At 67.0% G+C, this 13,313-nt stretch carries 11 protein-coding genes; 8 read left to right on the top strand and 3 right to left on the bottom strand.

The annotated features are described in order from the left end of the window. The first annotated feature begins 10 nt into the window (after positions 1–10). From rfbA to AERO9AM_RS12835, 8 genes are all read left to right on the top strand, one after another. Positions 11–880: a glucose-1-phosphate thymidylyltransferase RfbA gene (gene rfbA, locus AERO9AM_RS12870; RefSeq protein WP_159576492.1), complete on the top strand. Its 870-nt coding sequence runs from the start codon at positions 11–13 to the stop codon at positions 878–880. Further along, entirely contained in the window at positions 880–1,878 is a 999-nt protein-coding gene (gene rfbB / locus AERO9AM_RS12865; protein ID WP_159576491.1) for a dTDP-glucose 4,6-dehydratase, read from the top strand. The genes rfbA and rfbB overlap by 1 nt, the downstream gene beginning before the upstream one ends. Continuing rightward, the gene (locus AERO9AM_RS12860) at positions 1,878–3,290 is read left to right on the top strand and encodes a sugar nucleotide-binding protein (protein ID WP_201298635.1); all 1,413 of its coding nucleotides are present in this window, start codon (positions 1,878–1,880) and stop codon (positions 3,288–3,290) included. The genes rfbB and AERO9AM_RS12860 overlap by 1 nt, the downstream gene beginning before the upstream one ends. Further along, positions 3,287–5,425 (top strand): acyltransferase family protein, encoded by a 2,139-nt coding sequence (locus AERO9AM_RS12855; protein WP_159576489.1) that lies wholly within the window; start codon positions 3,287–3,289, stop codon positions 5,423–5,425. The genes AERO9AM_RS12860 and AERO9AM_RS12855 overlap by 4 nt, the downstream gene beginning before the upstream one ends. A gap of 100 nt (positions 5,426–5,525) precedes the next feature. Beyond that, positions 5,526–7,589 (top strand): acyltransferase family protein, encoded by a 2,064-nt coding sequence (locus AERO9AM_RS12850; RefSeq protein ID WP_159576488.1) that lies wholly within the window; start codon positions 5,526–5,528, stop codon positions 7,587–7,589. Positions 7,590–7,687: 98 nt separating this feature from the next. Next, a complete protein-coding gene (gene glf / locus AERO9AM_RS12845) occupies positions 7,688–8,824 on the top strand; it encodes a UDP-galactopyranose mutase (protein ID WP_159576487.1) in 1,137 nt (378 codons plus the stop codon). Between the two features lie 49 nt (positions 8,825–8,873). Further along, positions 8,874–9,668: an ABC transporter permease gene (locus AERO9AM_RS12840; RefSeq protein ID WP_159576486.1), complete on the top strand. Its 795-nt coding sequence runs from the start codon at positions 8,874–8,876 to the stop codon at positions 9,666–9,668. Continuing rightward, positions 9,668–10,408, top strand: coding sequence for an ABC transporter ATP-binding protein (locus AERO9AM_RS12835; protein ID WP_159576485.1), 741 nt, complete (start codon positions 9,668–9,670; stop codon positions 10,406–10,408). Before AERO9AM_RS12840 ends, AERO9AM_RS12835 begins: the two co-directional genes overlap by 1 nt. 7 nt (positions 10,409–10,415) lie before the next feature. On the opposite strand, the gene AERO9AM_RS12830 is transcribed toward AERO9AM_RS12835, so the two are convergent. Genes AERO9AM_RS12830 through pseB form a run of 3 tightly spaced genes read right to left on the bottom strand, consistent with a single transcriptional unit; the run spans position 10,416 to position 13,260 of the window. After that, positions 10,416–11,147, bottom strand: a complete 732-nt coding sequence (locus AERO9AM_RS12830) for a cytidylyltransferase domain-containing protein (protein WP_159576484.1) — start codon at positions 11,145–11,147, stop codon at positions 10,416–10,418. Continuing rightward, positions 11,144–12,268, bottom strand: coding sequence for a DegT/DnrJ/EryC1/StrS family aminotransferase (locus AERO9AM_RS12825; RefSeq protein ID WP_159577538.1), 1,125 nt, complete (start codon positions 12,266–12,268; stop codon positions 11,144–11,146). Before AERO9AM_RS12825 ends, AERO9AM_RS12830 begins: the two co-directional genes overlap by 4 nt. 2 nt (positions 12,269–12,270) lie before the next feature. Continuing rightward, positions 12,271–13,260, bottom strand: coding sequence for a UDP-N-acetylglucosamine 4,6-dehydratase (inverting) (gene pseB / locus AERO9AM_RS12820; RefSeq protein ID WP_159576483.1), 990 nt, complete (start codon positions 13,258–13,260; stop codon positions 12,271–12,273). Positions 13,261–13,313: the final 53 nt, after the last annotated feature.

Here is a 13,313-nt window from a genome sequence, read left to right as displayed (position 1 = left end):
CGATTGACGGGTGAAAGGCATCATTCTCGCGGGTGGTTCGGGTACTCGGCTGCATCCGATCACGTTGGGTGTTTCGAAGCAGCTGATCCCGGTGTATGACAAGCCGATGGTCTATTACCCGTTGTCCACGCTGATGCTGGCGGGCATCCGGGAGATCCTGATCATCACGACCCCTCACGATGCACAGCACTTCGAGCGGCTGCTGGGAGACGGGTCGCAGTTCGGCGTCTCGATCACCTTCGCTCAGCAGCCGTCGCCGGACGGGCTGGCGCAAGCGTTCACGATCGGCGCGGACTTCATCGGTGACGACAAGGTCGCCCTCGTGCTCGGCGACAATCTGCTCTACGGCCCTGGACTGGGTACGCAGCTCAAGCGCTACGCGGATGTCGACGGGGGCGCAGTGTTCGCATACTGGGTCGCCGAACCGAGCGCCTACGGAGTGGTCGAATTCGACGCGGCGGGCACTGCGGTCTCCCTGGAGGAGAAGCCTGCAGCGCCCAAGAGCAACTATGCGGTCCCGGGCCTCTACTTCTTCGACAACGATGTGGTGGACATCGCCCGCAACCTCGCCCCCAGCGCTCGCGGCGAGTACGAGATCACCGATGTCAACCGCGCATATCTCGAACGCGGCAAGCTCCAGGTCGAGGTACTCCCGCGCGGTACCGCCTGGCTCGACACGGGGACATTCGACCAGATGACCGACGCGGCCGATTACGTGCGCACGATGGAGCGCCGCACCGGCATGCGCATCGGCGTCCCGGAAGAGGTCGCCTGGCGGCAGGGCTTCCTCACGGATGACCAGTTGCGCGAGCGCGCCGAGAAACTGGTCAAGTCCGGGTACGGCACCTATCTTCTCGAGATCTTGGAAAGGGGCCGTTGATGGCTCGACTGCTCGTCACCGGCGGGGCCGGCTTCATCGGTTCGAACTTCGTGCACCACGTCGTGGAGAACACCGACCACCACGTCACGGTGCTCGACGCGCTCACGTACGCCGGAAACCGCGCCTCCCTCGACGGACTCCCCGAGGACCGGGTGACGTTCGTGCACGGAGACATCACCGATGCGGAACTTGTCGACACCCTCTTCGCCGATGCCGACGCCGTCATCCACTACGCCGCCGAGTCGCACAACGACAACTCGCTGCACAGCCCGCGCCCGTTCCTGGACACGAACATCATCGGGACGTACACGTTGCTCGAAGCGGCCCGCAAGCACGACCGCCGCTTCCACCACATCTCCACGGACGAGGTCTACGGCGATCTCGAGCTCGACGACCCGGAACGGTTCACGGAGAACACCCCGTACAACCCGTCATCCCCGTACTCGTCCACGAAGGCCGGATCCGACCTGCTCGTGCGCGCCTGGGTGCGCTCGTTCGGCGTGCAGGCGACGATCTCGAACTGCTCCAACAACTACGGTCCGTACCAGCACGTGGAGAAGTTCATCCCCCGTCAGATCACCAACGTGATCCGCGGGATCCGTCCCAAGCTGTACGGCGCCGGAGAGAACGTGCGCGACTGGATCCACGCGAACGACCACTCGTCCGCGGTGCTCACGATCCTGGAGAAGGGCCGCATCGGCGAGACGTATCTCATCGGCGCCGACGGGGAGCGCAACAACAAGGACGTCGTCGAGCTGATCCTCGAACTGATGGGCCAGCCGCGCGACGCGTACGATCACGTCACCGACCGCGCCGGTCATGATCTGCGCTACGCGATCGACTCCACCAAGCTCCGCACCGAGCTCGGCTGGACCCCGCGGTACGCCGACTTCGAATCCGGCCTCGCCGCCACCATCGACTGGTACCGGGAGAACGAGGCCTGGTGGGCGCCCTCCAAGGACGCCACCGAAGCCTTCTACGCCACCAAGGGACAGTGATGACAGTCGAGTTCGGCAAGCAGCTCCAGGTCGTCGAGACGCCGATCCCGGGGATGATCGTCCTAGAGCTGCCGGTGCACGGCGATGCCCGCGGCTGGTTCAAGGAGAACTGGCAGCGCGAGAAGATGACGACGCTCGGTCTTCCCGACTTCGGGCCGGTGCAGAACAACATCTCGTTCAACGACGCCGTCGGCACCACCCGCGGCATCCACGCGGAGCCGTGGGACAAGTGGGTCTCCGTGGCGACGGGCCGGATCTTCGGCGCGTGGGTGGACCTGCGCGAAGGCGACAGCTTCGGGACGGTCTTCACGACGGAACTGGATCCGTCGCGCGCGATCTTCGTGCCCCGCGGGGTCGGCAACTCGTATCAGACCCTCGAGCCGAACACCGCGTACACCTATCTCGTGAACGACCACTGGTCTCCCGAGGCGACGTACTCGTTCCTGAACCTCGCCGATGAGACCGCGGCGATCGACTGGCCGATCCCGCTCGCCGACGTGGAGATCTCCGAGAAGGACAAGAACCACCCGCGATTGGCGGAGGTCACCCCGATCGCGCCGCGCAAGACCCTCGTCGTCGGTGCCAACGGCCAACTGGGACTGGCGCTGCGGGCCGAACTCGGCGACGCCGCACACATCGAATACGCCTCCCGTGCCGACCTCGATCTCGGCGCGCCCGACCTCGCCGACGCCCGGCGCTGGCGCGACTACGGCACCATCATCAACGCTGCCGCCTACACAGCCGTCGATCTCGCGGAGACCCCGGAAGGCCGTCGAGACGCGTGGCTTGCGAACGCCGAGGGACCGGCGCGCCTGGCGCGGATCGCCGCTGCGAACGGCATCACTCTCGTGCATGTCTCGAGCGACTACGTGTTCGACGGCACGGCCGAGCGCCCGTACCGGGAGGACGACGCCCTGGCACCGCTCGGGGTCTACGGGCAGTCCAAGGCCGCCGGCGACATCGCGGTGGCCACCGCTCCACGCCACTACATCCTGCGCACGTCGTGGGTGATCGGCGAGGGCAAGAACTTCGTGCGGACCATGGCGTCGCTCGCCGAGCGCGGCGTGGATCCCGCTGTCGTGTCAGACCAGATCGGGCGCCTGACGTTCGCCTCGGAGATCGCTCGCGCGATCGCGCATCTCCTCAACGTCCAGGCGCCGTACGGCACCTACAACATCTCGAATGCGGGTCCGCTTCTGTCCTGGGCTGACATCGCCCGCCGGGTCTTCTCCGTGCTCGGACACGACGAGGGCCGGATACGCGACGTCGCGACCGCAGACTACTTCGCATCGGCGCAGGGTCCGGTCGCGCCTCGCCCGCATTACAGCGCGCTCGACACCGCGTCGATCGAGGCGACCGGATTCGCGCCCCGGGACGCCGACGCGATGCTGCTGACCTACCTCCGCGGATGAGCACCGACCAGTTGACCGCACCTGCGCGCGCGCCGCGCACCCGCACCGCGTTCCGCACCGACATCCAGGCACTGCGCGCGCTGGCGATCCTGCTGGTCGTCATCAACCATGTCTGGCCGACCCGCCTGAGCGGCGGTTACGTCGGCGTCGACGTGTTCTTCGTGATCTCCGGATTCCTGATCACCGGCCATCTGACGGGCGAGCTCGCGCGTACGGGGAGAGTGCGGCTGGCGAGGTTCTACGCCCGTCGGATCCGGCGCCTGCTCCCTGCGGCATTCCTCGCCCTGGCGGTGACGGCGGTTCTGGTCTTCGTCTTCCTGCCCTATCCGCGGTGGGAGCGCAACGGGTGGGAGATCCTCGCGAGCGCCACCTACGTCGAGAACTGGTTCCTGTCTGCGATGTCGGTGAACTACTCCGCTCTGAACGACGCGGCCAGCGCGGCACAGCACTTCTGGTCGCTCTCCGTGGAGGAGCAGTTCTATCTGGTCTGGCCGTGGCTGCTGCTGCTTGCCACGTGGGCGGCGACTCGAGCGGCTCGTGGTCGACCTGCGGGCCGAGCCGATCGGCGCGCGCGGGCGAGGGGCTGGCTGTTCGCGGTCGCCGTCGTGGGCGTCGTGTCCCTCGGCGCGAGCGTGTGGTTCACGGCGGTCGCGCCCAACCAGGCCTATTTCGTCACATTCACTCGAGCCTGGGAGTTCGCCGCGGGTGGAGCCGTCGCCCTCCTCGCGTCGAGGTGGCGGTGGTCCGCGGTCGCTCGCGGCATCCTGGGAGCCGCGGGATTCGCCGCCATCGTCTACGCGGCCGTCACGTACAACAGTGCCACTTCTTTTCCCGGCTTCGCCGCCCTCCTGCCGACGCTCGGGACGGCGGCCGTGATCGCCGCCGGCACGGGCGCCGATCGTCAGTGGCACGACAGGGTCACGGCGTCGAGGCCTGTGCAGTGGCTCGGCGACGTCTCATATTCGCTGTATCTCTGGCACTGGCCCCTCTTGGTCGTCATGCCGTTCGTCCTCGGCTCGGAGTTGTCCTTCATCACGCGATGCTTGGTCTTCGTCGGGGCACTCGTCCTTGCCGCCCTGTCGCGCCGGTTCATCGAGGTGCCGGCGCAGCGCTGGTCCGGCTGGCGTGACACCGTGCGCCGACCCGTGCTCTTCATGGTGCTCGGGATGGCTCTCGTCGGCGCGCTGTCCGCGACGATGGTCATCGCCAACGCCGTGCGGGCGGAGGCGGATCGTCCGCCGATCTCGGTGACCGGCGGACCGTGCAAAGGCCCGGCCGCGCTCGCGCCGGGGGCGCACTGCGCGGGCGCCTTCACCACGCTCGACTACTCCGTGATGACCAACAAGAACGAGTACTTCTTCACGCCTCCCGAGTGCGACTGGGACAAGACGCTGCAGTACGGCGATGTCCGAACGACGATGAGGTGCGATTTCTCCGGCGGTGCGAAGAGTCCTCAGGAGGTCTGGCTGATCGGGGATTCCCACGCGCAGCAGTGGCAGGGCGCGATCTACGACCTCGCGCGGGCTCGCCACTGGCGGTTGACGACGAGCTATCTCGGCGGCTGCCCGATCGCCGATGTCGCCTTCCAGGGCTTCCGCTCGGCATGGGGTCCCGCCGAGACAGACCGCTGCCGGACCTGGTCTCACGATGCGGCCGACGAGATCGAGAAGGAACGACCTGATCTGGTGATCACGGCGATGGCCAGCAGACATCAGCTGGTCGATGACGGCTCCGGCCGCAGCCACGATGAGCAGTTCATCGCCGGGCTTCAGGCGTACTGGAAGCGGTGGACGGCGAGGGGCACGCACGTGCTCGCGATGGCGGATCCACCCCTCAACGTCGAGGTTCGACCCGCTGACTGTCTTCTCCTCAACGAAGAGGATCCGGTGTCATGCGCCCGTCCGCGAAGCGCAGCGCAGCCTCCCGATCCGGTTGTCGCCGCTGCTCGAGGGGACGTCCGCGGCGTCACTGCGCTCGACCTGACAGACCGGTTCTGCGACGCGAACCTGTGTTACGCGGCCGTCGGAGGTATCCCCGTGTATTTCGACGCGGATCACCTGAACCTCGAGTACGTCCGTCTTCTCGATCCTCTCGTCCGTGGCGCCGTGGATTCCGCACTGCCTCCATCGTCCTGAGGCGGCTCAAAGGAGCTACTCAAAGGGAATCGCAGACGCCGTGTAAACTTGTTGCTTCGTTTGCGTCACCCGAAGGCGCATGTGAGGAGACGCGCTCCCCATGGCAATCATCGCGCCCGCACGCCCGACGTCGGATCAGGTCGGCACCCGACGTCGGACCGATATCGACGGACTGCGCACGCTGGCCATCCTGCTGGTCGTCATATACCACGTATGGTTCGGGCGCGTCTCCGGCGGCGTCGACGTGTTCTTGATGATCTCGGCGTTCTTCCTGACCGGCTCCCTCGCCAAGCGGGCGATCGCCGGGGAGCAGCTGAAGCTCGGGACGTTCTGGGCCCGGCGCTTCCGGAGACTGCTGCCGGCTGCGGCCATGACGATGCTCGGCCTGCTCGTGACGGCGTACTTCGTCTATCCGCCGACCCAATGGCCGCGGCTGTGGGCAGACACCTGGTCGAGCCTGTTCTACGTGCAGAACTGGCATCTCGCCTTCTCAGAGGTGGACTACTACGCACGCGATGTCGCATCCACCAGCCCGCTGCAGCACTTCTGGTCGCTGTCGGTGCAGGGACAGGTCTTCCTCCTCTGGCCGCTCCTGATCGGGTTCGTCGCCCTCTGCTTCGCCCACCGACGCGAGTGGATCCGGCCGGCGCTCGTGATCGTCTTCTCGCTCGTGTTCGCCGTATCGCTCGTGTTCTCTGTCGTCGAGACCTCGAGCGCTCAGGCGTTCGCCTATTTCGACACGCGCGCGCGGTTGTGGGAGTTCGCCGCAGGGTCACTGCTCGCCCTGCTGCAGCCGTACATCCGTGTTCCGGCGATGATCCGCGCCGTGCTCGGTTGGACGGGCATCGCAGGTATCGTGCTGTGCGGCGTCGTGCTGGACGTCCGCGGCGGATTCCCGGGATATCTTGCGCTGTGGCCGATCCTCGCCACGGCCGCGATCATCGTTTCCGGAGGCGAGGACCACCGTGGGGGCCCCGCGAAGCTGCTTTCGTCGCGACCGCTCCAGTACTTCTCCGGCGACGCGTACGCCCTCTATCTCATTCACTGGCCCGTCCTCATCACGTGGATGATCGTGACCGATCGCGACCGTCCAGGCCTCCTCGCTGGGGGCGCGATCATCGTAGGATCCATGATTCTCGCCCGGTTGCTGGCGCGGTTCGTGGAGCATCCGCTCCAGCGCGCTGCCTGGTTCGATCGCACGACGTGGCGCAGTCTGCTCGTGATCGGTGCGTGCATCCTGCTGGTCGGCGGATCCACGGCAGCGTGGCAGATCGGCGAACGGTCTCGCGCGGCGGACATCGCCATGCACCCCGCCGAGAACCATCCCGGCGCCGCTCAGATCGGCTCAGGTTCCCCGCTGGCCGATGACGTGCCGCTGATTCCGGTGGCGACGGCGCTCGACGCCCAGTGGTCCAGTGCGGGCGCGGCATGTTCCGGGCGATTCGCCCCCGCCTCAGCCGTCCTCGCAGGCAGCTGCAATCAGAGCGCGCTCGCCAAGACAGCCGATCGCGTGGTGGTGATCGTCGGGGACTCCCATGCGCAGCAGCTCGGCGTGCCGATGATCCAGGTGGCGAAGAACCGGGGCATCGGTGTGGTCACGCTGCTCAAGGGCGGCTGCACGATCAGCGCCTCGGAGCAGGATCGGAGCGCCACGGGAAGCGGCTGTCACGACTGGGCGAAGGCGGCGATCGCGTATGTGGAGGCGCTGCATCCCGACGCCGTGTACACCGTCGTCACTCGCGCGGATCCTGTCGCAGCCGAGCGCAAGGTGGACGGCATCGATCAGACGCTCGATGTCTTCGCGCAGTCGGATATCCCCGTCATCGCCGTGCGAGACAACCCTCGATTCTCCTCCAACATGTACGACTGCGTCGCCGACGCCCGCGCGGCGGGGCGTTCCTCTGAGGAATGCGGCGTGGCCAAGGCTGCCGCGCTCGCGGACGAGAATCCCGCGCGGTCGCTCGAAGACCGTGCGGCGGCGCTCGTCGACTTCACTCCTTGGCTCTGTCCCGACGGCATCTGCCGCGGCGAGATCGGCAACGTCGCTGTCTACCTGGACGACAATCACATCACGCGCGACTACGGCCTCACGTTGGCGCCGATGCTGGCCGAGATGCTGGATCACGCCGGTCTGGCCGCGGTATCGGAGCGGGACGGGAGCTGAGCCTCGCCCGGAGTCGGCGGCCCGCGCCAGTAGAATCATTTGCGGTGCGCGTGCCGCGCATCGGCACGCCACGGTCTTCGGGCCGAGAAAGTGACAGCATGGATCTCCTCATCGTCGGGTCGGGCTTCTTCGGCCTCACCATCGCCGAGCGCGCCGCCGCAGCGGGCCGCACGGTCACGGTCATCGACCGCCGTCATCACATCGGCGGCAACGCGTACAGCGAGGACGAGCCGACCACCGGCATCGAGGTCCATCGCTATGGCGCGCACCTGTTCCACACGTCGAACCCGACCGTGTGGGAGTACGTGAACCGCTTCACGACCTTCACGAACTACGTGCACCGCGTGTACTCGACGCACAAGGGCGAGGTCTACCCGCTGCCGATCAATCTCGGCACCATCAACCAGTTCTTCCGCGCCGCCTACACGCCGGACGAGGCGCGGGCACTGATCGCTTCCCAGGCCGGGGAGTTCGATGCGCACGAGGCGAAGAACCTCGAGGAGCGCGGAATCGGCCTGATCGGTCGACCGCTGTTCGAGGCCTTCATCAAGGACTACACCGCCAAGCAGTGGCAGACCGATGCGCGCGAGCTGCCGGCGTCCATCATCAGCCGGCTCCCGGTGCGGTACAACTACGACAACCGCTACTTCAATGACACGTGGGAGGGGCTTCCCACCGACGGTTACACCGCGTGGCTGGAGCGCATGGCGGACCACCCGAACATCGAGGTCAAGCTCAACGTCGACTTCTTCGACGAGGCGCAGCCGCTGAATAAGAAGGCCACGGTCGGGCAGCTGCCGATCGTGTACACGGGTCCGGTGGACCGCTACTTCGACTACGCGGAAGGCGAGCTCGGGTGGCGCACCATCGACCTCGAGGAGGAAGTGCTCGACGTCGGCGACTTCCAGGGGACGAGCGTGATGAATTACCCGGACGCCGATGTCCCGTTCACGCGCATCCACGAGTTCAAGCACTTCCACCCCGAGCGCGCCGACCGCTACCCGACGGACAAGACCGTCATCATGCGGGAGTTCTCCCGCTTCGCCGAGCGCGGCGACGAGCCCTATTACCCCGTCAACACGGCCGCCGACAGGGAGGGCCTGCTGGCGTACCGCGAGCTGGCGAAGGGGGAGCAGGATGTCCTCTTCGGCGGTCGTCTCGGCACTTACCAGTACCTCGACATGCACATGGCGATCGGATCCGCTCTCTCGATGTGGAACAACCAGCTGGCGTGACGGGTCACGTCGAGGCGGGTTCGCAGGGGCCCGTCGATAGGATCGCATCGTGACGGTGACCGAGGTGCGCGGCGGAGGGATCTCCCGGCGCTACTTCCATTCGCTGTGGCTGCTGTCGGCCCGCGACCTGCGGGTCCGCTACGCGACGAGCGTGCTCGGCTATCTGTGGTCGGTGCTGGATCCGCTCGTCATGAGCGCGATCTACTGGTTCGTGTTCACTCAGGTGTTCCACCGCGGGCACGTCGGCGAGCAGCCGTACATCGTGTTCCTCATCACGGCGCTGCTGCCCTGGGTGTGGTTCAACACGGCGGTCGGCGACTTCACCCGCGCCTTCAAGAAGGACGCCCGCCTGATCCGCTCCACAGCGATCCCGCGGTCGATCTGGGTCGTGCGCGTCATCCTCACCAAAGGGCTGGAGTTCACGTTCGCGATCCCGGTGCTGATCCTGTTCGCCGTCTTCGCCGGCGCCCAGGCGAACTGGTCGCTGCTGCTGTTCCCGGTCGCGATGCTCTGGCAGACCGTGCTGCTGATCGGGCTCGGTCTGCTGATCGCGCCGCTGTGCGTGCTGTGGACGGATCTCGAGCGCACCACGGCGCTCATCCTGCGTGCGCTGTTCTACGTCTCGCCGGTCATCTACGGCTTCAAGGACCTTCCGCACCAGCTGCACATCCTCGGCGCGCTCAACCCGCTGTCCGGCATCTTCACGCTGTACCGCGTCGGCCTGTTCCCGGGGCAGTGGCAGCCGGAGCCGGTGATCATCGGCGCCGCCGTCACCCTGGTGTTCCTCGCTCTCGGACTGTTCACCTTCCGCTCGCTCGAGCGCGATGTGCTGAAGGAGCTGTGATGGCCGAGGAGCACCCTGCGATCGAGGTCGACGGACTCGGCGTGCGTTTCCGGCTGGGACGGCGCGGACGTCGCAGCTTCAAGGACCTCTTCGGCGGCAAGAGCCGGCGCAACCGCCCGGGGGAGTTCTGGGCGCTGCGGAAGGTGTCGTTCCGCGTCCATCACGGCGAGGCGATCGGCGTCGTCGGCCGCAACGGCCAGGGCAAGTCGACCCTGCTCAAGCTCGTCGCCGGAGTCCTGCTGCCGGATGAGGGGCACGTCCGCGTGCACGGCGGCGTGGCGCCGCTCATCGAGCTCACCGGCGGATTCGTCGGCGACCTCACCGTCCGCGAGAACGTGCGGCTGACCGCGGGGCTGCACGGCATGGGCCGTGCGGAGGTCTCGGCGCGCTACGACGACATCATCGCGTTCGCGGAGCTGGAGAAGTTCCAGGACACTCCCTACAAGCACCTCTCCAACGGCATGAAGGTGCGTCTGGCGTTCTCGGTGGTTTCGCAGCTCGAGGAGCCGATCCTGCTCGTGGACGAGGTGCTCGCCGTGGGGGACAAGGCCTTCCGCGACAAGTGCTACCGGCGGATCGACGAGCTGCTGGCCGACGGGCGCACGCTGTTCTTCGTGTCGCACAACGAGAAGGATCTGCGCCGGTTCTGCACGCGCGGTCTGTACCTGGACAAGGGCGGGCTCGTGCTCGACGCCGGCATCGGCGAGGTGCTGGACCGCTACAACGCCGACAACTCCTGAACCCCGGCTATTCGTCGAGTTTCTTCTGCTCGACGTGTGCGTTGATAGCGGCGAGTGCGGGGTGCCGGTCGAGGATCGCGATGATTCCTTCGGCGTCCTTGTGGGCCGCGTCGTGCTGCTCGATGAGGGCGGTGAGAAGGTCCAGGTCGTCGTGCGTGTCGAGGGTCACGCGGTAGCGGGATGCGTCTTCGTCGCGGATGATCGGTTCGAGTCGCGCTCGACCTGATCGGTTCGCGTAGAGGTAGGGCGTCACATGTTCGCGGTCCGCGTCTGCCGTCGCGTGTGCGTCGGCGTCGCGCAGGGCTTCAGCGGAGAACACTTCGAAGTCGAATCCGCGGGGGTAACTGCGTTCGATCACGTTCGACACGTGTGCGTAGGGGTCGTCCAGCGCCAGGTACCGGTCGATCCCGCGGCGGATGAGAGACGGGTCGATGAGCGGGCAGTCGGAGGTGACGCGCACGACGACATCGATGTTCGCGGCGGTCGCGGCGCCGGTGTAGCGCGAGAGCACGTCATGCTCGCTCCCGCGGAACACGGCGGCGTCGAGAGAGCCGGCGATCTCGACGAGCGGGTCGTCGGCGGAGTTGGTCGTGGTCGCCACGATGAGCGGTGCGCCGACAGCGGCGAGCCGTTCGAGGTGGTGAGCGAGCATCGGCTTCCCGCCAGCGGGAAGGAGGACCTTCCCGGGGAGGCGGGTGCTCGTCATCCGCGCTTGGGTGATGATCCCGACGCGGCTCATCGCAGGGCCCGGGCGAGCACCTCGACGACCTGGTCGACCTGCGCGTCGGTGAGGTCGGGGAAGATCGGCAGGGAGAGCTCCTCGGCGTAGAACCTCTCCGCGTTCGGGCACAGCCCGCGCTGATAACCGGCGTTCGCGTAGACGGGATGCCAGTACACGGGCATGTAGTTGACCTGCACGCCGATGCCATCGGCCCGCATCTTCTCGAACACTTCGCGCCGCCGGCCGTCGAGGATGCGCACGGGATAGAGGTGGCGGATCGGGTCGACGTCGTCCCGCTGCACCGGGATGCGGACGCCGTCGAGTCCTGCCAGCGCCTCGTTGTAACGCCGGGTGATCTCCGCCCGTCGGGATTTGAACTGCTCGAGTCGCTGCAGCTGCGCCAGGCCGAGGGCGCTGGCGATGTCTGTGAGGCGGTAGTTCACGCCGAACTCGTGCACCTCCTGGTGCCAGGGCCCCTCGGTGGTGATCTGGAACCGCTCCCGGTCGCGGACGAGGCCGATGAAGTGGAACTCGTGCGCGCGCTGCGCCAGCGCCGGATCCTTGGCGACGACCGCGCCGCCCTCCCCGGTGGTCAGGTTCTTCGTGGGGAAGAACGAGAACGTGGTGAGGTCGGCGAGGTCGCCGACCGGGCGTCCTTTGTATGTGCTGCCGATCGAATGCGCCGCGTCGTCGAGGGTCAGGGCGCCCACCCTGCCTGCGATGCTTCCGAGGGCGTCGTAGTCGGCGGGCGAGCCGGCGTAGTCGACGGCGGCGATCACCTTGGTGCGGTCGGAGGCCAGCGTGTCGACCGCGGCGGGGTCGATGAGGGCGGTGTCCTCCTCGACATCGGCGAACACGATCTTCGCACCGAGCAGTGATGCCATCGCCGTGGTCGCCACGAACGTCATGGGCGTGGAGATCACCTCGTCGCCCGGTCCGACGCCTGCTGCGGCGTAGGCCATGTGCAGCGCTGCGGTGCCCGAGGTCGCGGAAACCGCGCGGTGCCCGCCCGCGAGCCGGCCGATCTCGGCTTCGAACGCGGCGACAGCCGGTCCCGTGGTCAGCCAGTCGCCGCGGAGGATCGCCGCGACCGCCGCGATGTCGTCTTCGGAGATCGACTGGCGTCCGTAGGGGAGCATCGTCACAGACCCGCGTCGATGATCGCCGCGATCTCATCGCGTGTGTACCACTGATCGTTCCCGTCCGAGCGATACGCGAACCCTTCCGGCACGGGCACGGATCCCGCCGGCGTCTGGTACCCCCACGATGCGAGGTCGGGCTGGATGATGTAGTACTTCCCGTCCTGGATGGTCACCGCGCGGCGGCCCTCCTCCGGGCTGATCATCTCCTCGTGCAGCTTCTCGCCCGGACGCAGACCCACGTCGACGAGCTCGGCGCCGGGGACGACGGCGTGCGCGAGGTCGGTGACCTTCATGGACGGGATGCGCGGCACCAGCAGCTCGCCGCCCTGCATGAACTCGAACGTCTCCACGACCATCTGCACCGCCTCCGGCAGCGTGATGAAGAACCGTGTGCAGCGCAGATCGGTGATCGGCAGGGGCTTGCCCTCCTCGCCCAGCCGGCGGAAGAACGGGATCACCGAGCCCCGCGAACCCATCACGTTCCCGTAGCGGACGACCGCGAAGCGGGTCTCGTACGCGGCGGCGTAGTGGTTCCCGGTAATGAACAGCTTGTCCGCGGTGAGCTTCGTGGCACCGTACAGGTTGATCGGGCTGGATGCTTTGTCGGTCGAGAGGGCGACGACCTTCTTCACCCCCGCGTCGATCGACGCCTCGATCACGTTCTGACTGCCGAGGACGTTCGTCTTCACGAACTCGAACGGGTTGTACTCGGCCGTGTCGACCTGCTTCAGAGCCGCCGCGTGCACCACGTAGTCGACGCCGTGCAGGGCCCGCGACAGACGCCGCTCGTCACGGATGTCGCCGATGAACCACCGCAGGCGCGGGTCGTTGCCGAAGAGCTGACGAACCTCGTACTGCTTCAGTTCGTCCCGCGAGAAGATCACGAGCCGACGCGGGTTCAGGCGATCCAGCGCATACCGGATGAACGCCTTGCCGAACGATCCCGTCCCACCGGTGATGAGGATGCTGGATCCCTCAAGAATCGACACGTCGACATCCTCCTCATCGAATCCGGCGTCGGTACGCGGGAGCCGACCCATCC

The sequence above is a fragment of the Microbacterium sp. 8M genome (genome assembly GCF_902506375.1).
GTDB lineage: Bacteria > Actinomycetota > Actinomycetes > Actinomycetales > Microbacteriaceae > Microbacterium.
Note: the sequence above shows the minus strand (reverse complement) of the source record. Positions and strands in the feature narration are given on the sequence as shown.

Bases quoted from the DNA above. Each gene is read 5' to 3' on its own strand.
- rfbB (WP_159576491.1), top strand. From the start codon at position 880: ATGGCTCGACTGCTCGTCACCGGCGGGGCCGGCTTCATCGGTTCGAAC.
- AERO9AM_RS12860 (WP_201298635.1), top strand. From the start codon at position 1,878: ATGACAGTCGAGTTCGGCAAGCAGCTCCAGGTCGTCGAGACGCCGATC.
- AERO9AM_RS12855 (WP_159576489.1), top strand. From the start codon at position 3,287: ATGAGCACCGACCAGTTGACCGCACCTGCGCGCGCGCCGCGCACCCGC.
- AERO9AM_RS12850 (WP_159576488.1), top strand. From the start codon at position 5,526: ATGGCAATCATCGCGCCCGCACGCCCGACGTCGGATCAGGTCGGCACC.
- glf (WP_159576487.1), top strand. From the start codon at position 7,688: ATGGATCTCCTCATCGTCGGGTCGGGCTTCTTCGGCCTCACCATCGCC.
- AERO9AM_RS12835 (WP_159576485.1), top strand. From the start codon at position 9,668: ATGGCCGAGGAGCACCCTGCGATCGAGGTCGACGGACTCGGCGTGCGT.
- AERO9AM_RS12830 (WP_159576484.1), bottom strand. From the start codon at position 11,147: ATGAGCCGCGTCGGGATCATCACCCAAGCGCGGATGACGAGCACCCGC.
- AERO9AM_RS12825 (WP_159577538.1), bottom strand. From the start codon at position 12,268: ATGCTCCCCTACGGACGCCAGTCGATCTCCGAAGACGACATCGCGGCG.